The 18,743-nt window shown below is 71.4% G+C and carries 18 protein-coding genes and 3 pseudogenes; 16 read left to right on the forward strand and 5 right to left on the reverse strand.

The genetic code is table 11. From position 1 onward, the window contains the following. Positions 1-9: 9 nt before the first annotated feature. From LUW75_RS10935 to LUW75_RS10960, 6 genes are all read left to right on the forward strand, one after another. Complete coding sequence (locus LUW75_RS10935; protein WP_250335447.1) at positions 10-258, forward strand: holin; 249 nt, start codon at positions 10-12, stop codon at positions 256-258. 1 nt (position 259) lies between these two features. Beyond that, positions 260-694 carry a hypothetical protein gene (locus LUW75_RS10940; RefSeq protein ID WP_250335448.1) on the forward strand — a complete coding sequence of 145 codons (435 nt, stop codon included), beginning with the start codon at positions 260-262 and terminating at the stop codon, positions 692-694. Then, positions 691-1,065: a hypothetical protein gene (locus LUW75_RS10945; protein WP_250335449.1), complete on the forward strand. Its 375-nt coding sequence runs from the start codon at positions 691-693 to the stop codon at positions 1,063-1,065. Before LUW75_RS10940 ends, LUW75_RS10945 begins: the two co-directional genes overlap by 4 nt. Before the next feature lie 183 nt (positions 1,066-1,248). Next, entirely contained in the window at positions 1,249-2,442 is a 1,194-nt protein-coding gene (locus LUW75_RS10950) for a helix-turn-helix domain-containing protein (protein WP_250335450.1), read from the forward strand. Positions 2,443-2,712: 270 nt separating this feature from the next. After that, positions 2,713-2,895 carry a hypothetical protein gene (locus tag LUW75_RS10955; protein WP_250335451.1) on the forward strand — a complete coding sequence of 61 codons (183 nt, stop codon included), beginning with the start codon at positions 2,713-2,715 and terminating at the stop codon, positions 2,893-2,895. A 137-nt stretch (positions 2,896-3,032) separates the two neighbouring features. Continuing rightward, entirely contained in the window at positions 3,033-3,443 is a 411-nt protein-coding gene (locus LUW75_RS10960) for a cupredoxin domain-containing protein (protein WP_250335452.1), read from the forward strand. Between the two features lie 460 nt (positions 3,444-3,903). Here the strand turns inward: LUW75_RS10960 and LUW75_RS10965 are convergent. Continuing rightward, positions 3,904-4,483 (reverse strand): annotated as a pseudogene (locus LUW75_RS10965) (ATPase, T2SS/T4P/T4SS family); the annotation flags it as partial. Then, positions 4,480-5,583 (reverse strand): septum site-determining protein Ssd, encoded by a 1,104-nt coding sequence (ssd, locus tag LUW75_RS10970; RefSeq protein WP_250335453.1) that lies wholly within the window; start codon positions 5,581-5,583, stop codon positions 4,480-4,482. The pseudogene LUW75_RS10965 and the gene ssd, both read right to left, overlap by 4 nt. A gap of 583 nt (positions 5,584-6,166) precedes the next feature. Between ssd and LUW75_RS10975 the strand changes: the two are divergent. Then, positions 6,167-6,268: pseudogene (locus LUW75_RS10975) on the forward strand (HAD-IB family hydrolase); the annotation flags it as partial. 6 nt (positions 6,269-6,274) lie between these two features. On the opposite strand, the gene LUW75_RS10980 reads toward LUW75_RS10975, so the two are convergent. Continuing rightward, positions 6,275-7,081 (reverse strand): transposase family protein, encoded by an 807-nt coding sequence (locus tag LUW75_RS10980; RefSeq protein WP_250333773.1) that lies wholly within the window; start codon positions 7,079-7,081, stop codon positions 6,275-6,277. Positions 7,082-7,189: 108 nt separating this feature from the next. On the opposite strand from LUW75_RS10980, the gene LUW75_RS10985 reads away from it, so the two are divergent. Next, positions 7,190-8,014 carry an HAD family hydrolase gene (locus LUW75_RS10985; RefSeq protein ID WP_462933788.1) on the forward strand — a complete coding sequence of 275 codons (825 nt, stop codon included), beginning with the start codon at positions 7,190-7,192 and terminating at the stop codon, positions 8,012-8,014. Positions 8,015-8,376: 362 nt separating this feature from the next. Here LUW75_RS10985 and LUW75_RS10990 read toward each other — a convergent pair whose 3' ends face one another. After that, positions 8,377-9,195, reverse strand: a complete 819-nt coding sequence (locus tag LUW75_RS10990) for a Fic family protein (RefSeq protein WP_250335454.1) — start codon at positions 9,193-9,195, stop codon at positions 8,377-8,379. Positions 9,196-9,297: 102 nt separating this feature from the next. Between LUW75_RS10990 and LUW75_RS10995 the strand changes: the two genes are divergently transcribed. The 4 genes and pseudogenes from LUW75_RS10995 to LUW75_RS11005 all read left to right on the forward strand — a co-directional run bounded on the left by LUW75_RS10995 (position 9,298) and on the right by LUW75_RS11005 (position 11,746). Next, on the forward strand, positions 9,298-10,281 hold the full coding sequence (locus LUW75_RS10995) for an ATP-binding protein (protein ID WP_250335455.1): 984 nt from the start codon (positions 9,298-9,300) through the stop codon (positions 10,279-10,281). Between the two features lie 181 nt (positions 10,282-10,462). Then, positions 10,463-10,876 (forward strand): annotated as a pseudogene (locus LUW75_RS24630) (transposase domain-containing protein); the annotation flags it as partial. Beyond that, on the forward strand, positions 10,803-11,108 hold the full coding sequence (locus LUW75_RS11000; RefSeq protein ID WP_250335188.1) for a hypothetical protein: 306 nt from the start codon (positions 10,803-10,805) through the stop codon (positions 11,106-11,108). The pseudogene LUW75_RS24630 and the gene LUW75_RS11000, both read left to right, overlap by 74 nt. Continuing rightward, entirely contained in the window at positions 11,105-11,746 is a 642-nt protein-coding gene (locus LUW75_RS11005) for a hypothetical protein (protein WP_250335187.1), read from the forward strand. Before LUW75_RS11000 ends, LUW75_RS11005 begins: the two co-directional genes overlap by 4 nt. Before the next feature lie 36 nt (positions 11,747-11,782). Here LUW75_RS11005 and LUW75_RS11010 read toward each other — a convergent pair whose 3' ends face one another. Next, a complete protein-coding gene (locus LUW75_RS11010) occupies positions 11,783-13,087 on the reverse strand; it encodes a polysaccharide deacetylase family protein (RefSeq protein WP_250335456.1) in 1,305 nt (434 codons plus the stop codon). Positions 13,088-13,524: 437 nt separating this feature from the next. Here LUW75_RS11010 and acs point away from each other — a divergent pair, with 437 nt between their 5' ends. The 4 genes from acs (at position 13,525) to LUW75_RS11030 (ending at position 18,697) form a co-directional block, all read left to right on the forward strand. After that, positions 13,525-15,507, forward strand: a complete 1,983-nt coding sequence (acs, locus tag LUW75_RS11015; protein WP_250335457.1) for an acetate--CoA ligase — start codon at positions 13,525-13,527, stop codon at positions 15,505-15,507. A 366-nt stretch (positions 15,508-15,873) separates the two neighbouring features. Then, positions 15,874-17,229, forward strand: a complete 1,356-nt coding sequence (nhaA, locus tag LUW75_RS11020) for a Na+/H+ antiporter NhaA (protein ID WP_250337622.1) — start codon at positions 15,874-15,876, stop codon at positions 17,227-17,229. A gap of 38 nt (positions 17,230-17,267) precedes the next feature. After that, complete coding sequence (locus LUW75_RS11025; protein ID WP_250335458.1) at positions 17,268-17,762, forward strand: phage holin family protein; 495 nt, start codon at positions 17,268-17,270, stop codon at positions 17,760-17,762. Then, positions 17,759-18,697: an alpha/beta fold hydrolase gene (locus LUW75_RS11030; protein WP_250335459.1), complete on the forward strand. Its 939-nt coding sequence runs from the start codon at positions 17,759-17,761 to the stop codon at positions 18,695-18,697. Before LUW75_RS11025 ends, LUW75_RS11030 begins: the two co-directional genes overlap by 4 nt. The last annotated feature ends 46 nt before the right edge of the window (positions 18,698-18,743 follow it).

Below are 18,743 nucleotides of genomic sequence, written 5' to 3' on the forward strand. Positions count from 1 at the left end.
AACCACCTCATGACTACCTCAGCGTTCTGGAAAGCCGCCGCGGAGAGGGCGGTGCGGACCTTCGCGCAGGCCGTCCTCGGCGCCGTCGGCGCGGACCAGCTCGGCCTCCTCGATGTCGACTGGGGCCAGGCCGCCGGCGTCGGCGGGCTCGCCGCGGTCCTCGCGGTGCTCACCGCCGTGGCGACATCCGGCGTCGGCCCGGCCGGGCCCGGCATCACCGAGACGCCCACCCGGCGCACGCCGCTGTCTGGGCTCTGACGTGCGGTGCCGGGCGGCCCGGTGGCTCAGCAGCCGGCTGGGCCGCCGCGGCAGAGCGCTCGCCCTCCTCGGCGCGGGCAAAATCTTGTTCGGCCTCGGCTACGTCACCCATCCCGAGCCGGACCCCCGCGGGCTCGGGCTGCTCACGCAGTGGGCCGACATCCGTACCTGGGCCTGGCTGTGGATCGTGTGCGGGGCGGTCACGTTCGCGGGGGCGTGGGTGCGCATCGGCCGGGACCGGTGGGGGTTCATCGCCGCCCTGGTCCCCCCGTTCGTGTGGGGAGCCGCGTTCGCGTGGGGTGCCATCGTCGGTGACTACCCGCGGGGTCTGGCCCTGTTCGGCTGGTATGCGACGAGTCACGTCGGGATGATCCTGTGGGCGAGCACGGTGCCGGAGCACTCGGTGCCCCACCGGCGCGGGGAGCGTGGTAGATGAGCGGCGGGTGGGGGGTGGTGGCGGGCGTCGTCGGGTCGGTGCTCGGCGCAGTCGCCCTCGTGGCGAGCGGCCTGTTCGCGGCGCGGGCCACGCGCGCGGCCGCGCGCACGACGGCGGAGGCGCAGCGCTACCAGGCGCAGGCGGCCGCCGAGCCGGCGCAGCGGGCCGCGGACCTGGCCGCGTTCCGGGAGATCCGGGAGGGCCTGGAGCGGCGCCTGGAGCGGTCGGAGCGGCGGATCGAGAGCCTCACGTCGCTGGTGCGCTCATTCGCCGGGTACGTGGCCGAGCTGACCGGGCAGATGCGGGAGCACCACATCGAGCCGCCGGCACCGCCCGAGCGGATCGACCAGTACAACCGGACCGGAGTGTGAAGTGCCCCCTGTTCTCCCCCTCACGGGGAGAACAGGGGGCACTTTCGTCGTTCAAAGGGCACTGTATGAGTAAGGCCTTGCCCCATACCCTGTGAGTGTCGAGCTGCACAGAGGAAGGGCAAGGCCGTGTCGCCTCATGCTACCCCGGACCCGTACACCGATCCGATCACGTTCGGGCAGAGAATGCAGATCCTTCGCGAGCGCCGCGGGATGAGCCGCGTCGTCCTCGCTGGGCTCCTCGGCCGGTCCCCCGACTGGGTGAAGCAAGTCGAGAAGGGCCGCATCCACGCACCGGGCATCGACGTCGTGCTCGGCATCGCCGAGGCCCTGCGCGTCCGGAACCTCGCCGACCTCACAGGACGCCCCGACATGCACGTAGACCTGTTCGTAGGCCCCGGGCACCCGCGCCTGGACGCTGTCCGCGCCGCCGTGGACACCCTCCCCTTCACCACACGCACGCAGGCACCCCCGCCCGAGCACCTCCGGGCCCGCCTGGCCCGGGCGTGGACGGCCCGGCACTCCTCCCCGAACCACCGGCAGGCGCTCGGGGAACTGCTGCCCAACCTGATCCGGGACGCCCAACTCGCCGCGCAGCAGGCCGAACAGCCAAGCCAGTGGCGAGCCACACAGGCCGTCCTCGCCGAGGTGTACAGCCTCGCCCAGTTCTTCCTCGCTTACCAGCCCGACGCGGCGCTGCTGTGGCGGGTCGCCGAGCGAAGCATGATGGCCGCCCAGCAGTCCGATGACCCGCACGCCATCGGCGTCTCGGCGTGGCTCCTCGCCCAGGCCCACCGCGACAGCGGCCCCCGCCACCTGGACTCCGCCGACTCCGTCACCCGCGAGACACTCGCCTACCTGGAGCCGCTCCTCCCCGACGCGACGAACGACGTCCTCGCCATCGCCGGCGCGCTGCAGGTCGAGGCCGGGCACACTGCGGCCCGGCGCGGGCAGGCGGGCGACGCATGGCGGTACTGGGACACCGCCCGCCAGATGGCCGACCGGCTGCCCGACGACTACTTCCACCCGGTCACGAGCTTCTCTCAGGCCGTCATGGGCGCGCACGCCGTCACGGTCGCCGTCGAACTGCACTCCGGGCCGGAGTCCGTACGGCAGGCCGCCCGGGCGGACGCGGCGACGATCCCGTCCCGGCCGCGCCGGGCCCGGCACCGCATTGAGGAGGCCCGTGGCTACCAGCTCGACGGGCAGCCGGACGTGGCCCTCGCGACGTTGGCGCAGGCGCATGAGGCAGCGCCGGAGACGATCCGGTACAACGGCTACGCGAGGCGGATCATCCTGGAGGAGACGGAGTCCCGGGTGACGACGCGGCGTCGACGTGCTGCGGATCTCGCGGTGCGAGTGGGCATGCTCGCCGCGTAACGGAGGGGGTGGCTTTCTCCCCTCTCTCCTCACCTGCGGCTCTTACCTTCAGCATCGGAACGGTCACACCCGGCACCGATGGAGGGCATGTCCCGTGATGACGCTCAGGGTCTACTCAGTACGCGCCGACGGCACCGCGACCATCGTGCGTGAGCGCCATGAGGTCGACCCCGCGAAGAGTATCCCGACGACGCACGGCTTCCCGCCGTGCTCCTGCCCCCGCTGCGCCCTGACGGACGTTGAGCACGAGGCCGCCAGGTGACCGGTCCCGTGCCGCTGCCGCGGTGGTGTGCGGCCTGCCAGCGGGTCATCGACGGCCCGGCCGACACCTACAGCCCGGACAGCGGATCGGGCGCCGCTCCGGCCGTGTACTTCCACCCCGGCTGCCACCCGTCGCGGCGGCCGCTGTCCGCCCCCGGCCCCGGCCCGGGCCGGGCGGTGCGGCCGCGCTGACTCCGCCTGCCGCTGCCACCGACGGCGGAACGGCGGCGGCAGACGGACCGCCCCGGCCGGCGCCTTCCCCGTGGGCCCGGCCGGGGCTCTGACCGCTCCTAGACTGACCGGGCCGCGACGAGAGGAAACGATCACGAATGCGCCCCGCCCGCTTCACCGAGTTCGTCATCAGCACCGTCAAGAACCAGCCTGCCGCCACCCACGTGCAGACCCTCGCCGAAGCCGGCGATACCCGGCATCCGTACGGCGTCACCATCACCCCGGCCAGTGGCCGCGAGATCCTGTGGCAGTTCACCGGGCAGCTCCCCGAGGGCGCCAAGCACGACGACTTCGCGGACGAGCCGGTGACCGGCACGGCGCCCGCCGTCGGCCCCGCACCGCAGGACGCCGACGCCCCCGAGGCATGGCTGTCCGCAGTCCTCGCGCACGCCGAATGCCCCGAGATCGCGTCCATCGAACGCTGGTCCACCCGCCCCAACCCCGGCCCGCAGCAGGGCCTCACGCTCACCTTCCACAACGGCGCGCGGATCTTCGCCCGCGTTCTCTGACCCTCCCCGATGCCGTCCGGGCGCCGGGGAGCGCACCACCGCACCACCTCTGTCAGCACCACCACATCCATGGAGGCCTGATATGTGCACGTGTAACCCCAGCTGTCGTCCTGACCCCGCCCGCTGCGCGGGCAACTGCCCGTCATGCGGCGCCACCGTCGGTTCCGAGAAGGGCCAGCCCACCACCATCCACCAGGGGCCGGACGGCTCTACCTGCAGCGGCAGCGGCCAGCCCGCGAACTGACCCCCTCCTGCGCCCCGGTCGGCGACCCCACAAGGTCCCGGCCGGGGCTCTTCCGCGTCCGCCTTGGAATCGAAGGCGGGTAGTTGCACGCACCGCCGCAAGCGCCATACTGCCGGAAACACGCAGGTCCAAGCCTCGCGATGAGGCGCCGAGAGCACCGTGGAGTACTGCTGCCAGCATCTCGAACATAGGTATGTCTTGACTGCGGTTTCGGGTTCCCCGTGCCCGTGCCACCGCTGACCAGGTACGACACCCGGTTCTCCACGAGCGCCCGCAGGACGCGGTCACCGCGTGGCGGCACCGTCCCGGCACGGACGAGCTCGGCGAGGGTGAAGGCGCGCGGCCGCACCACGCGCAGGGACAGACACGTCGAGCCGACGGCGACCGGCGGCAGCACCGCGTGCATCCGCGTGCCGTCCGGCAGCCGGGCGTCCACCCAGGGGCGGGCGTCGTCGAGGCGCCGTCCGGCCACCGCCGCGAGCCGCTGGGCGAGCCGGCGCACGGCTTCGGCGTCGGGGAAGGAAACGCCGGACGGTTCGAGTCCGTCGCCCCGGTCCACCCACACCCGGTCCGGTGCGGACACGAGTACGTCGGTGACCGCGGGGTCGGCGAGCAGCGGCTCCAGCGGCCCCGTCCCCACCAGTTCGCAGCGCAGCTCCTCCGCGGTTCCCAGGACCTGGGTGTCCCCCAGCAGCCTTCCCTGGGCCCGCAGCGCCGCCGCCACCCCGGCCGGTGTCGGTTCGGTGCCGCTCTCCGCGAGCCGCTGCCGTACGGCCTCCAGCAGTCCGGCGGTCACGACAGGGCCTCCGGTGCGAGCACGCACTCCCAGAAGGCGGAGCAGAACCGCCCCAGCGGTCCGGAGGCGCTGCCCCCGGGCGGAGACCCCCCGTCCAGCGAGGCCAAAAGTCCCGGTTCCTCCGGCAGCTCTCCGGCTAACGGCAGGCCGAGCACCTGGGCGACCCACGTCTCGTCGACTCCGGCGGCGTACGGGCCGCGCACGACCACCCGCAGATCGTCGAGGACCATGCCCGCCATGGACGCCACCCTCCTCGCCGCGGCGACCGCCCTCAGCTCCCCGGGCACGACGAGCAGCCCCACGTCGATCTGGGCGAGCGCTTCGACGGTGGCGTCGTCGATGCGGCGCGGCAGGTCGACCACCACGGCTCCGCCCCGCCGGCGTGCCGCCGCGAGTACGGACCGCATGGCCTCGGGAGAGACCCCCGCGGTGTCACCCCGGTCCCAGCTCAGGACGCGCAGGCCGCGCAGGGAGGGCAGCGACTCCTCGAGTGCCGCGCCGGCGACCCGCCCTTCGGAGGCGGCGAGATCCGGCCATCTCAGCCCCTCCTCCCGCTCGGCTCCGAGGAGGACGTCGAGCCCGCCTCCGAGCGGGTCGCCGTCCACGAGCACCGTGCGGTGCCCGCCGCGGGCGGCGCCGACGGCCAGGGCACACGCCAGGGTCGAAGCACCCGCCCCTCCCCTGCCGCCCAGCACCCCGACGGTCGTCGCCTGCCGTCCGACTCCCTCGGCGACGTCGGCGATCCGGTCGACGAGCCAGCCCTCCGCGTCCGGCAACCGCAGGACGCACTCGGCCCCGAGCTCCACGCCCCGCCGCCACACGCCGGGGTCGTCCCGGTCGCGGCCCACGAGCAGCACGCCCGGTCTGCGCGACGCTCCCCGACAGCGTGCCGCCGCGTCGTCGCCGACGATGACCAGCGGCGCCGCCTCCCACGTGGCCTTGCGGTCCGGCGGCCCGTGGTGCACCACGGGCTGGCAGCCCGCGGCAGCGCACAGCCTGAGCAGGTCGTCGAGCAGTCCGACGTCCTCGGTCACGATCAGCGGTGCCGCTCGCCGGCTATCCGCGGCCGTCGAGCGGTCGGCCGTCCTTGGTTCCGCCATGTCCTCCACCCCTCTTCCGCTTGCCCGCGGCACCCGTTCGGCGCCGTGTCCGCGCTCATCCGCACGTGGCCCGCACGTACCGTCCGCGCGCGCTGCGCACGTGATTCCGGAACGCTCGGGAACCGGGTTCGCCGCACGCCGACGGGACCGGAGACCGGTGATTCCACGTCACGGCCACGCGGCCGGAATCACGGTGACGGACTTCCGGAAATAAAGTGGATCTTGCTAGAAAACTGTGGATAACCCGCTACTTGTGAATATCCCGATCACCCGCACCAGCGACTTCCCTGGAGCAGCAACTCGGCTACCGTGAGTGAGGAAGAGCGGCGTGCCGGAGTCGGCACCGCAGAAGCGCGGAGGAGCGGGGATGAGGATGTCCGGACAGCGCCGGCGAGGGAAAACCCCTCGGGACATGCGACGACCCCCGCCGGGGGAGAGCGGGGGTCGTCTTTCCGGCCGACTCGGGGGGGAGGAGCCGGTCCGGTTCAGCACGGTCGCGAACGATCCGTGACTTCCATGGTGTACCCGAGAGCCTTCTCAAGCAAACCCACACGCCCCAGCGTACGCCGAATGGCGGGCACCTATGCTCAGGCTCGTGGAAAACCACTCCTCGCCTCGCACCGCCGCCTTCTTCGACCTGGACAAGACGGTCATCGCGAAGTCATCGACACTGACGTTTTCTCAGCGGTTGTCACTTCCATGAGTTGTTGAGGACGAGTGCGGCTTGGGCGATGCGTCCGATCCGGCTGGGGCTGAGCGTGACGTGCTGCAGCGCGCGCCAGCGCTGCTTGAGTTCAGCGGCGGCCCGTTCGCCCAGGGCCCGGATGCCGCGCAGGAGCCGGTTGTGGGCGCGGTTGTCCGGCGCGAGCGGGGAAGCGATGTCGGGGTGCGGACGGAACGGGGTGTGGATGCCCTTGCCGGCGCCGGTGTAGCCGACGTCGGCCAGCGTCGGCAGACCGGCGCGGGCCGCCGCGTACAAGGCGGGCAGGGCATGGATGCGGGCGGCACGCAGGTCGTGGACGGATCCGGGTTCGACGTCGGAGACCCACAGCGGGGTGCCGTCGGGTGCGGCCACGAACTGGATGTTCCCGGCGAAGTGCCGAGCCTTGCCGGAGTACCACAGGTCGTTGCCCTTCTCGGTAGTCCCGGCGACACGGTCGCAGGAGACCAGGGTGCCGTCCAGCACCACGTGGCTCATCTGCCGCGCGCGGCAGCGGTCCAGCACCTCATGCAGCTCGGGGGCCTGGTCGGCCAGGACGTCGATTGCCTCGTGGAGGTAGCGGTAGCCGGTGGCCTGCGAGATTCCCGCATCGCGGGCCAGGCAGTGCACGCAGCCGGCCTCGCGGAACCAGCGCAGCACGAAGACGGCCTGCCGGAACGGGCTCAACGCCCGGGAGCCCTTCGGGGTGCCGATCCGGCGGCGGTGGCCGGCCAGCAGCCGGGCCACGTATTCCACCACGTGGCGCGGGACGTCGAGCATGGCAACATAGGTGACCAACGTGAAGCCTCTGGTGCAACGGACGATCTTGTGGTGAGAACCGTCCTACCAAAGGCTTCACGTCTGTCCGCACCCGGGCCACCGCTGTCCGACCCAACCCTTAACGCCCTGATCAACCCACTTCCCGAAGATTATTTCGCTGAGAAAACGTCACTGACCTTCGGCAAGTCCTTCTATCAGGGCGGCCTGATCAACCGCCGCGACGCACTGCGCACCGCCTACACGCAGTTCGTCTTCCTCGCGGGGGGCGCCGACCACGACCAGATGGAGCGGATGCGCGCGTATCTCTCCAGGCTCTGCAAGGGCTGGAACGTCCAGCAGGTCAGGGAGCTGGTCGCGGAGACACTGCACGAGCTGATCGACCCGATCATCTACGACGAGGCCGCCTCGCTCATCGAGGAACACCATGCCGCAGGGCGTGACGTGGTGATCGTCTCCACTTCGGGTGCCGAGGTCGTGGAGCCGATCGGCGAGATGCTGGGCGCGGACCGCGTGGTCGCGACCCGGATGATCGTCGGCGACGACGGCTGCTTCACGGGGGAGGTGGAGTACTACGCGTACGGGCCCACCAAGGCCGAGGCGGTGCGGGAGCTGGCCGCCTCGGAGGGGTACGACCTGTCGCGGTGCTACGCGTACAGCGACTCGGCGACGGACCTGCCGATGCTGGAGGCGGTCGGGCATCCACACGCGGTCAACCCGGACCGCGTACTGCGCCGGGAAGCGGCGGCGCGGGAGTGGCCGGTCCTCGTCTTCAACCGTCCCGTCCGGCTGAAGCAGCGCCTCCCCTCCTTCCGGATGCCGCCGCGCCCGGCCCTGGTGGCGGCCGCGGCGATCGGCGCGGCCGCCACGGCGGGGTTCGTCTGGTACGCCAGCAGACGCCGCCGGTCGACGTCGACCCAGACCGCACCCACTGCCGCACTTGTCCACCTATGAAGGCAAAAGTAAAGATATCGGGGTAGGGCTTTCCCCCTGCGGGTCCCGGTAGTACAAAGGACTTACGGCCCGCGAGACCGAGGACATTCGAGAGGATGCCCTGTTGAGCAGGAAGGCCCACGGACCGAACAGCACGGAAACCGAGCACCCACGCGACGTCGACCCGTCGATTACGGGCCAGCCGCACCAGGCGTAGGGCAGAGTTCCCCGCCTGATGGGCACCTATCGAGGACGCATGGTAACTCGGTGGAAGTGCCAGCGGCGGTACCGGAAACCGGTACCGCCGCACCCCTGCCGGGATCCGGTACCTCCTCCGGTCCGGAACGGGGCCCTCCGGGTGCGGTCCGGCGTACCGACCGGGTTCAGGCGGCGCCGCGCTGAAGCGCCTCGCACACGGCCGTCGACTCCCGGACGCCGAGTTCCACGGCCCGGCCGCAGTGGGCGATCCACCGGGCCATCCCCTCGGGCGTCCCGGACAGGTAGCCCTCGAAGGCCGCGACGTACGCGGCGCGGCCCGGTTCGGCGTGGCCGACCTCGGCCGGGCAGATCGCCTTGGGGTCGAGCCCGCTGCCGATCAGCACCAGGCGTTCGGCGGCCCGCGCCACCAGGCCGCTGTACGTGGTGAAGGGCCGCAGTGCCAGCAATTCGCCGTGCACCACGGAAGCCGTGACGAGCGCCGGAGCGGAGGTGCCCCCGACGATCAGCTCCGCGAGGCCGTCCAGCCGCGCGGCGACCTCGGCCGCGTCCGGCAGGGGTGCCACGATGAGCGGCTCCTCGACCACCTCACCGGCCTGCCGCGGCCGCCCCACGGACCGTGCGGCGTCACCGGCCGCCACCAGGTGCAGCCTGGCCAGGACCCGGAGGGGCGACTGCCTCCAGATGGAGAGCAGCTGGCCGACCTCGACACCGAGCCTCAGCGCCGCGCCGACCGTCCGCGCCTGCGCGTCCCCGCTGAAGTCGCTGCGCCTGCGGACCTCCTCCAGGGCCCAGTCGGCGCCGGACAGCGCCGCCGAGGCGCGCGCACCGCGCAGGGCGGCCTCCGAGGAGACCTTGTTGCTGCGGCGCCGCATGACGCGGTGCCCGTACACCCGGTCGACGGCCTTGCGCACGGAGTCCACGGCGTCGGGGACGCCCGGCAGCGAGGCGAGGGCGGCCAGCGGGTCGGAGGCATGCGTACTCATAAGGAGCGAGGCTACGCGCCCGCACGACACCGACCCGCGAGTAGTGGTGTTCCTCATAAGGATCGACCACGACAAGTCATGGAAGCACTACGCTAGGTGAACATGAAGATCGCTTTTGTTGGGAAGGGCGGCAGCGGCAAGACGACGCTGTCCTCGCTCTTCATCCGCCACCTGGCGAGCACCGAGGCCCCCGTGGTCGCGGTGGACGCCGACATCAACCAGCACCTCGGGGCCGCGCTCGGCCTCGGTGAGGACGAGGCGGGCACGCTCCCCTCGATGGGCGCGCACCTGCCGCTGATCAAGCAGTACCTGCGCGGCAGCAACCCGCGGATCAGCTCCACCGACACGATGATCAAGACGACACCGCCCGGCGAGGGATCGCGACTGCTGCGCGTCCGCGAGGACAACCCGGTGTACGAGGCCTGCGCCCGCCCGCTGCGGCTGGACGGCGGCGTGATCCGGCTCATGGCGACGGGACTGTTCACCGAGGCGGACCTGGGAGTGGCCTGCTACCACTCGAAGGTCGGCGCGGTGGAGCTGTTCCTCAACCACCTGGTCGACGGCTCCGACGAGTACGTCGTCGTCGACATGACGGCCGGTTCGGACTCGTTCGCGTCCGGGCTGTTCACCCGCTTCGACATGACGTTCCTGGTTGCGGAGCCGACACGGAGGGGCGTCTCGGTGTACCACCAGTACACCGAATACGCACGGGACTACGGGATCACCCTGAAGGTCGTCGGCAACAAGGTCCAGAGCCGGGACGACCTGGAGTTCCTGCGGGACGAGGTGGGGGACGACCTGCTGGTGTCGATCGGGCAGTCGGACTGGGTGCGGTCCATGGAGAAGGGGCGGCCCGGTCCGTTCGGGGCGCTGGAACCGGAGAACCGGGAGGCCCTGCGCGTGCTGCGGGACGCCGTCGACGCGACGTACGGGCTGCGCGACTGGGAGCGCTACACACGCCAGATGGTGCACTTCCACCTGAGGAACGCCGAAAGCTGGGGGAACGCGAAGACGGGCGTCGACCTGGCCGCGCAGGTCGACCCCGCCTTCGTCCTGGGGGAGCAGGTGGTGCGGATGTCGGTCTAGTCCCGATGCCGTGTGGTTAAGGTGCGGGGTGATGTGTCAAGCGTCTGAAGTAGGGAGGGAGCCCCTGCTGGAACCGTGTGGGCCGAGATCACTGTTCAGCAGGAGCTCCATTGGACGCCAGGTCTGTCGTTTCTCATGAGGTAGTGGTTGCCGCAGCCCGTTCGCGCCCGGCCGTGTCGGCGAGTTGACGAGGATCGTCCCGTTCGAGATGGTCGACGCGGTGCTGGCCGGGACCGGCAGGACTCAGCGGCGGGTACGGGCCCTTCCCTCACGTGTGGTGGTGTACCTGCTGCTGGCCGGGGTCCTGTTTCCCGGGCCCGGTTGGCAGGGGGTGTGGCAGCGGATGACGGCCGGACTGGAAGGAATCACGTCGGCGGCTCCGACGGCCGGCGCGATGGCTCAAGCCCGCAGAAGGATCGGGACCGTGCCGTCGCGGCGCTTGTTCGACCTCCTGCGCGGGCCAGCCGCGGGGATCAGCACCGTGGGAACTGGGAACACGGTGGCGCGGCCTGCTCGTCTGCGTGATCGACGGGACGCTGACGGCCGTTGCCGACAGTCCGGCGAACGGTGCCGAGTTCCCCAAGCACCGCGGTGACAACGGTGGAGCGGGATGCCCCTCACTGCGTCTGCTGATCCTGGTGCCGTGCGGCACCCGCACCGTCCTGGACGCCGTGTTCGGGCCGACCACCACCGAAGAGACTTCCTATGCCCCACGCCTGGTTTGCAGCCCGCGCGAGGGCACGATCGTGTTGCTGGACCGGAATTTCGCTGTCCAGTCCTGGTCGAGGCGATCACGCAAAGGAGCGCTCACCTCCTGGTCCGGGTGAAAGAGCACCGCGGACTGCCGGTCCCTCACCGTTTCGCGGACGGCTCTTACCTGTCCGCAAGGGGGCCGCTCACGGCCCGTGTCATCGACTGCGAGATCACCGTCAGCACCGCCCGGGGGCGCCGCACCGGCGCCTACCGCCTCGTCGCGACACCCACCGACGCCCACCCCCACCCCGCTACCGAACCGGTCAAGCCCTGTCACGAGCGATGGGAGGCCGAGACCTCCTACCCCGAGATCGAGTCCACCATCCTCGGCGGCCGAATCCCGCGCGCCCGGACTCCGGCCGGCATGGCCCGGGAAGCCTTCGCTCTGCTGGTCACCCACCAGGTCCTGCGACTGGCGAGGGCGGACGCCACCGCCACCCATGCCGACCCCGACCGAGCCGGCTTCACCATCGCCCTGCACGCAGCGCGCGACCTGCTCGTTCAAGCCGCCGGCATCATCGACACGACGATCGACCCCATCGACACCATCGGCCGCCGGGTTCTGGCCCGCCTCACGCCCACTCGACGGATCCGCACCCGGCCACGCGTCGTCAAACCCGCCATCTCGAGATACAACGCCGAAGGCCTCGTCGATAGGACCAGCTACAAGGCCACCATCAGCATCGACATCCCGACCGGCCGCACCACTTGACACCGGACACCCGACGCTAACTACACGGCATCGGGACTAGCCCTCCCGGCGCGCGCCGGACGGTGCCGTCGCCCGGGCGGCCACCTGGCCCGCCTCCTTGCCGCTCGGTGACGTCGAGGTGTTCGCCGGCGGGGCGGCGAGGAAGCGGTTCCATCCCTCGGTCGGTGGCTGTCCCACCTTCAGCGTCCGCAGCTTGGCGAGGACGGCCGGGTCCTGCGCGTCCAGCCAGTCCGTCAGTTGACGGAACGACACGCAGCGGACCTCGGGCTTCACGCAGACGTGAGCAATCGTTTCCTCGATGGCGCGCATGTAAGTGCCGCCGTTCCAGGACTCGAAGTGGTTCCCGATGACCACGGGTGCGCGGTTGCCCTGATAGGAACGGTTGAACGCCTGGATGAGGCCGTCCCTCATCTGGTTGCCCCAGAACTGGTGCATGGCGGGGTCGCCCTTGGTGGTCCCGGACTGGTTGACCATGAAGTTGTAGTCCATGGCCAACGTCTCGAAGGACCGGCCGGGGATGGGGACGAGGTGCATGGACAGGTCCCACAGGGGCCCGTCCTTCCCGGGCCAGACCTGCTTGTTGACACCGCTGGTGTCGTAGCGGAAGCCCAGCTCGCTCGCGGCGCGTACGAAGTTGTCGCGGCCTTCGAGGCACGGCGTCCGGGCCCCGACGAGCTCCTTGTCGTAGTCGAAGGGGAGCGGATCCTCGGCCACCAGGCCGGAGTTGGTCTTCCAGTTCTTCACGAAGGACTTCGCCTGGGCGATCTCGCTCTTCCAGTCCTCGACGGACCAGGTGCCGACACCGCCCTGAGGGCCGCAGAAGTGCCCGTTGAAGTGCGTTCCGACCTCGTTGCCCTCCAGCCAGGCCCCGCGCAGCTCGCGCACGGTGGCGCGGATGCCCTCGGTGTCGTTGAACCCGATGTCGGAGCGGCCGGGGGCGTGGCCGGGCGGGTTGTAGAGGGCGGCCTTCTCCTCGGGAAGCAGGTAGACGCCGCTGAGGAAGTAGGTCATCGTCGCGCCGTAGCGCTTGCCGACACGGCGGAAGTGGGAGAACAGCTTCTGGCTGTCCTCGCCGGCGCCGTCCCACGAGAAGACGACGAACTGGGGCGGACGCCGGCCCGGAGCCAGGCGGGTGGGCTTGGCGAGGCCGGGCTGGGCTCCGGTGTAGGCGGTGGAGCCGTCACCGATCAGCCGAACGCGGTTCTTGGGCGGTACGGCGCCCTTCTGCGGTCCCTGGGCGCCGGGGCCGGAGGGCCCCCCGGAGCCGCCGCACCCCGCCAGTCCGGTGACCAGCGCCACCGCGACGGCACCGACAGTGATCCTCTTCCTGACAGCCCTCATCGGCCCACCCTTCCGTTTCGCCGGTTTCCTGCGGGAGCGCCGTCAACGTCGCATCGAGAACCGCACAAAATTGGTACGACGAGCCGTATAGAACGACTAATCACTTCGACGGGTGATTCATTGGCCCGTTCGCCCGCCGGGGGGAGATCTCCTTCGTCACTCTGCGTTACCATTCGCTTGCCGGGGTCGCTCCGGGTGTCGCGCCGAGCTCCGCGCAGGATTCCGACGGCCGCCCGGTTCGGCCCGGCGACGGAGCCGGAGCGGCGGGCGCCCGCGCCCGAGGCCGAGGGGAAGGGGCGCTTCGGCCGTGCGCACCCAAGAACGCGACCGCCTTCCACCCACCCGCCAGGGAGGTCTAAACCAATATTCGGGAAGCCCTTGTCACCCCGGCATCCTGCTGATGAGCTAGGCACCGGGACCCATCGGACGCCCTGGGAATGGGAGATGTCGTGAGCAACGAGAGCCTGGCCAACCTTCTGAGGGAGGAGCGGCGGTTCGCCCCGCCCGCCGAGCTGGCCGCACGGGCCAACGTGACGGCGGCGGCGTACGAGCAGGCGGCGGCGGACAGGCTCGGCTTCTGGGCCGAGCAGGCACGCCGTCTCACCTGGGCGACCGAGCCCACCGAGACACTCGACTGGTCGAACCCGCCCTTCGCCAGGTGGTTCGCCGACGGCAAGCTCAACGTGGCGTACAACTGCGTGGACCGCCACGTGGAGGCGGGCCTCGGCGACCGGATCGCCCTGCACTTCGAGGGTGAGCCGGGTGACGGCCGCACCCTCACCTACGCCCAGCTCAAGGACGAGGTGAGCCGGGCCGCCCACGCGCTGACGGAGCTCGGGGTCCGCAAGGGCGACCGGGTCGCGGTCTACCTGCCCATGATCCCCGAGGCGGTCGTGGCCATGCTGGCGTGCGCGCGGATCGGCGCGGTGCACTCCGTGGTGTTCGGCGGCTTCTCGGCGGACGCCATCGCGGCCCGCATCCAGGACGCCGACGCCAAGGTGGTCGTCACCGCCGACGGCGGGCACCGGCGCGGGAAGCCGTCCGCGCTGAAGCCCGCCGTCGACGAGGCGCTGAGCCGGGTCGACGGGGTCGAGCGCGTGCTCGTGGTGCGCAACACCGGGCAGGAGGTGGCGTGGACCGAGGGGCGGGACCTCTGGTGGCACGAGATCGTCGACCGGCAGAGCGCCGAGCACACGCCCGAGGCGTTCGAGGCGGAGCACCCGCTCTTCATCCTGTACACCTCCGGCACCACCGGTAAGCCGAAGGGCATCCTGCACACCTCCGGCGGCTACCTCACCCAGGTCGCCTACACCCACCAGGCCGTCTTCGACCTGAAGCCGGAGACCGACGTCTACTGGTGCACCGCCGACATCGGCTGGGTCACCGGCCACTCGTACATCGTGTACGGGCCGCTGGCCAACGGCGCGACGCAGGTCATCTACGAGGACACGCCGGACACCCCGCACCGGGGCCGGTTCTGGGAGATCGTGCAGAAGTACGGCGTGACCCTCCTCTACGCGGCGCCGACGGCGATCCGGACGTTCATGAAGTGGGGCGACGACATCCCCGCCGGGTTCGACCTGTCGAGCCTGCGCGTCCTGGGCTCGGTGGGCGAGCCGATCAATCCGGAAGCGTGGATCTGGTACCGGGAGCACATCGGCGGCGGCCGCTGCCCGGTCGTGGACACCTGGTGGCAGACCGAGACCGGCGCGATGATGATCTCGCCGCTGCCGGGGGTGACGGAGACCAAGCCCGGGTCGGCGCAGCGGCCGCTGCCCGGCGTCTGCGCGACCGTCGTGGACGACGAGGGGCGCGAGGTGCCCGACGGCGGGGGCGGCTACCTGGTGCTCACCGAGCCGTGGCCGTCGATGCTGCGCACCGTCTGGGGCGACGACCAGCGGTTCGTGGACACGTACTGGTCCCGGTTCCAGGGCGTGTACTTCGCGGGCGACGGGGCGAAGAAGGACGACGACGGCGACATCTGGCTGCTGGGCCGGGTGGACGACGTGATGCTCGTGTCGGGCCACAACATCTCCACCACGGAGGTCGAGTCGGCGCTCGTGTCGCACCCGAAGGTCGCGGAGGCCGCCGTCGTCGGAGCCGTCGACGAGACGACCGGCCAGGCCATCGTGGCGTTCGTGATCCTGCGCGGCAGCGTGGCGGCGGAGGCCGAGACGGACGCCGACGCGCTCGTCGCGGAGCTGCGCGACCACGTCGGCGCCACCCTCGGCCCGATCGCCAAGCCGAAGCGCGTCCTGCTCGTCGCGGAGCTGCCCAAGACCCGATCGGGCAAGATCATGCGGCGCCTGCTGCGCGACGTCGCCGAGAACCGCGAGCTCGGCGACGTCACGACGCTGACCGACTCGTCGGTGATGGGCATGATCCAGGCCCAGCTGCCGGCGGCGTCCAGCGAGGGCTGACGGACCGCGGACCCCTGGGCACGTGGAGGGGCGCCCGGCCACGCCGTGCCGGGCGCCCTTCTCGCGCGTAAGGTGACGGTGGTCGGATAAGCCCTCGCGTCCTGCCTGTAGGGTGTGCACCGCATCCACAAAACGATGAAAATCCCATGGGGCGCCGGGAAGTCTGGTCGGCATGTGACTCGCCATGTCCACCGACACCACCGGAGGTCCCGTACCGTGGCCGCGCCCAAGACGCCCGACACCGACGGCACCGACGGCACCCCCGCCGGCGACGGCAGCCCGAAGAGCACCGGAACCACCAGGAAAGCCGCAGGTACCGGAAGCAGCACCGTCGCGACGGCCGCAGAGCGCAGGGTCCTCGGCCGGCTGTCGTTCCCCGAGCGGACCTTCGTCCTCGACGCCCTGCGCACCGAGACCGTCGGCGGCGTCCTGCTGCTGCTCGCCGCCATCGCGGCCCTCGTCTGGGCGAACACCCCGCTGAGCCACGGCTACGAGGCGGTCCGCGAGTTCCACGTCGGGCCGTCCGCACTGGGGCTGGACCTCTCCGTCCAGCACTGGGCGGCCGACGGCCTCCTCGCGATCTTCTTCTTCGTCGCCGGCATCGAGCTCAAACGCGAGATGGTCGCCGGCGAGCTGCGCGACCCCAAGGCCGCGGCGCTGCCCGTGGTCGCCGCGCTCTGCGGCATGATCGCCCCGGCCCTCGTCTACGTGGCGGTCAACGCGGCCGGCGACGGCTCCCTCGGCGGCTGGGCCGTCCCGACCGCCACCGACATCGCCTTCGCGCTCGCCGTGCTGGCCGTCATCGGCACGTCGCTGCCCTCCGCGCTCCGGGCGTTCCTCCTCACGCTCGCCGTCGTCGACGACCTCTTCGCCATCCTGATCATCGCGGTGTTCTTCACCGGCGACCTGGACTTCGCGGCACTCGGCGGGGCCGCCGCCGGCCTGCTCCTCTTCTGGTTCCTGCTCCGCAGGGGCGTCCGGGGCTGGTACGTGTACGTGCCGCTCGGTGTGGCCGTCTGGGGCCTGATGTACAACAGCGGCGTCCACGCCACGATCGCCGGTGTCGCGATGGGCCTGATGCTGCGCTGCACCCGCCGCGAGGGTGAGGAGCAGTCCCCCGGCGAGCGCGTCGAGCACCGGGTGCGCCCCCTGTCCGCCGGTTTCGCCGTGCCGATGTTCGCCCTGTTCTCGGCGGGCGTGGCGGTGTCCGGTGACGCGATGCGGGACGTGTTCACCCAGCCGGAGACGCTGGGCGTGGTGCTCGGCCTGGTGGTCGGCAAGACGGTCGGCGTCTTCGGCGGCACCTGGCTGACCGCGCGTTTCACCCGGGCCCGACTCAACGAGGACCTGGCGTGGGCCGACCTGTTCGCCGTCGCCACCCTGGCCGGCATCGGTTTCACCGTGTCCCTGCTCATCGGCGAACTGGCGTTCGAGGGTGACGCGAGGCTGACCGACGAGGTCAAGGCGGCCGTCCTCACCGGATCGCTGATCGCCGCGCTGCTGGCCGCCGTCCTGCTGAAGCTGCGCGTCCGCACGTACCGGGCGATGGTCGAGGCGGAGGAGCGCGACGAGGACATGAGCGGCGTCCCCGACGTCTACGAGGTGGACGACCCGGAGCACCACCGCCGCCTCGCCGAGATCTACGAGCGGAAGGCCGCGGAGCACCGGCGCCGGGCCGAAGAGGCGGGGGCGGCGCGCACGAGGGGCGACGGTCCGGCATGATCTGAGGTCAGACCGTAGAGGAGAGAGGGAGCGAGACGATGAGCGACCCCGCCGGGAGGACCGGTACCGCCGGGAACGGTGCAGAGCACGGTCTCGGTCAGCTGGTCGCCTCCGCGACCGCCGAGATGTCGGCGCTGGTGCACGACGAGATCGCCCTGGCCAAGGCCCAGTTGCGGCAGGATGTCAAGCGCGGTGCCATCAGCGGTCTGGGGTTCACGGCGGCGGGCATGGTGCTGCTCTTCTCGCTGCCGATGCTGAGCTTCGCGCTCGCGTACGGGTTCCGGGCCTGGACCGGCTGGCACATGTCGGTCTGCTTCCTGCTCTCCTTCGCCGTGAACGTGCTCGTCGCGGGCCTGCTGGGCCTGATCGGCGCGGTGTTCGCGAAGAAGGCGAAACGCGGCAAGGGCCCCCAGAAGACCGCCGCGTCCGTGAAGCGGACCGCCGCGGTGCTGCAGAACGTCAAGCCGCACCCCCGCCCCGACGCCTCCGCCGTCGGGGAGAAGACCGCGGTTGTGGCACGCTCGTCCGCATGACCGTCCCTGAGAGCAGTACCGGTGCCCCCGGCGGCCCCGTCCGGATCGACGGCCCGTGGACGCACCGCGACGTGGCCGCCAACGGGGCGCGCTTCCACATCGCGGAGATGGGCGACGGTCCGCTCGTCCTGCTGCTGCACGGTTTCCCGCAGTTCTGGTGGACGTGGCGGCACCAGTTGCCCGCGCTCGCCGACGCGGGGTTCCGGGCCGTGGCGATGGACCTGCGCGGTGTGGGCGGCAGCGACCGCACACCGCGCGGCTACGACCCGGCCAACCTGGCGCTCGACATCACGGGGGTCGTGCGGTCCCTGGGCGAGCCGGACGCGGCGCTGGTCGGCCACGACCTGGGCGGGTACCTGGCGTGGACGGCCGCGGTGATGCGGCCCAAACTGGTGCGGCGCCTGGCCGTCTCCTCGATGCCCCATCCGCGGCGGTGGCGCTCGGCGATGCTCTCCGACGTCGCGCAGACCCGCGCCGGTTCGTACGTGTGGGGCTTCCAGCGGCCGTGGCTGCCCGAGCGGCGGCTGGTCGCGGACGGCGCGGCGCTCGTGGGGCGGTTGATCCGCGACTGGTCCGGTGTGCGCGAACCGGACGAGGAGGTCCTCGGCGTGTACCGGCGGGCGATGGCGATCCCGTCGACGGCGCACTGCTCGATCGAGCCGTACCGGTGGATGGTGCGCTCGCTGGCCCGCCCGGACGGCATCCAGTTCAACCGGCGCATGAAGCGGCCCGTCCGGGTGCCGACGCTCCACCTGCACGGCTCCGCCGACCCGGTGATGCGCACGCGCAGCGCGGCGGGCTCCGGCCAGTACGTCGAAGCGCCGTACCGCTGGCGGCTGTTCGACGGGATCGGCCACTACCCGCACGAGGAGGACCCGTTGGCCTTCTCGGCGGAACTCGTCAACTGGCTGAAGGATCCCGAACCGGACCGCTGAGGCGCGGCCGGGCGGCGCCCGGGCCCCGGGTGCGCGGCCCGTCCGG

Source organism: Streptomyces sp. MRC013 (assembly GCF_023614235.1).
GTDB lineage: Bacteria > Actinomycetota > Actinomycetes > Streptomycetales > Streptomycetaceae > Streptomyces.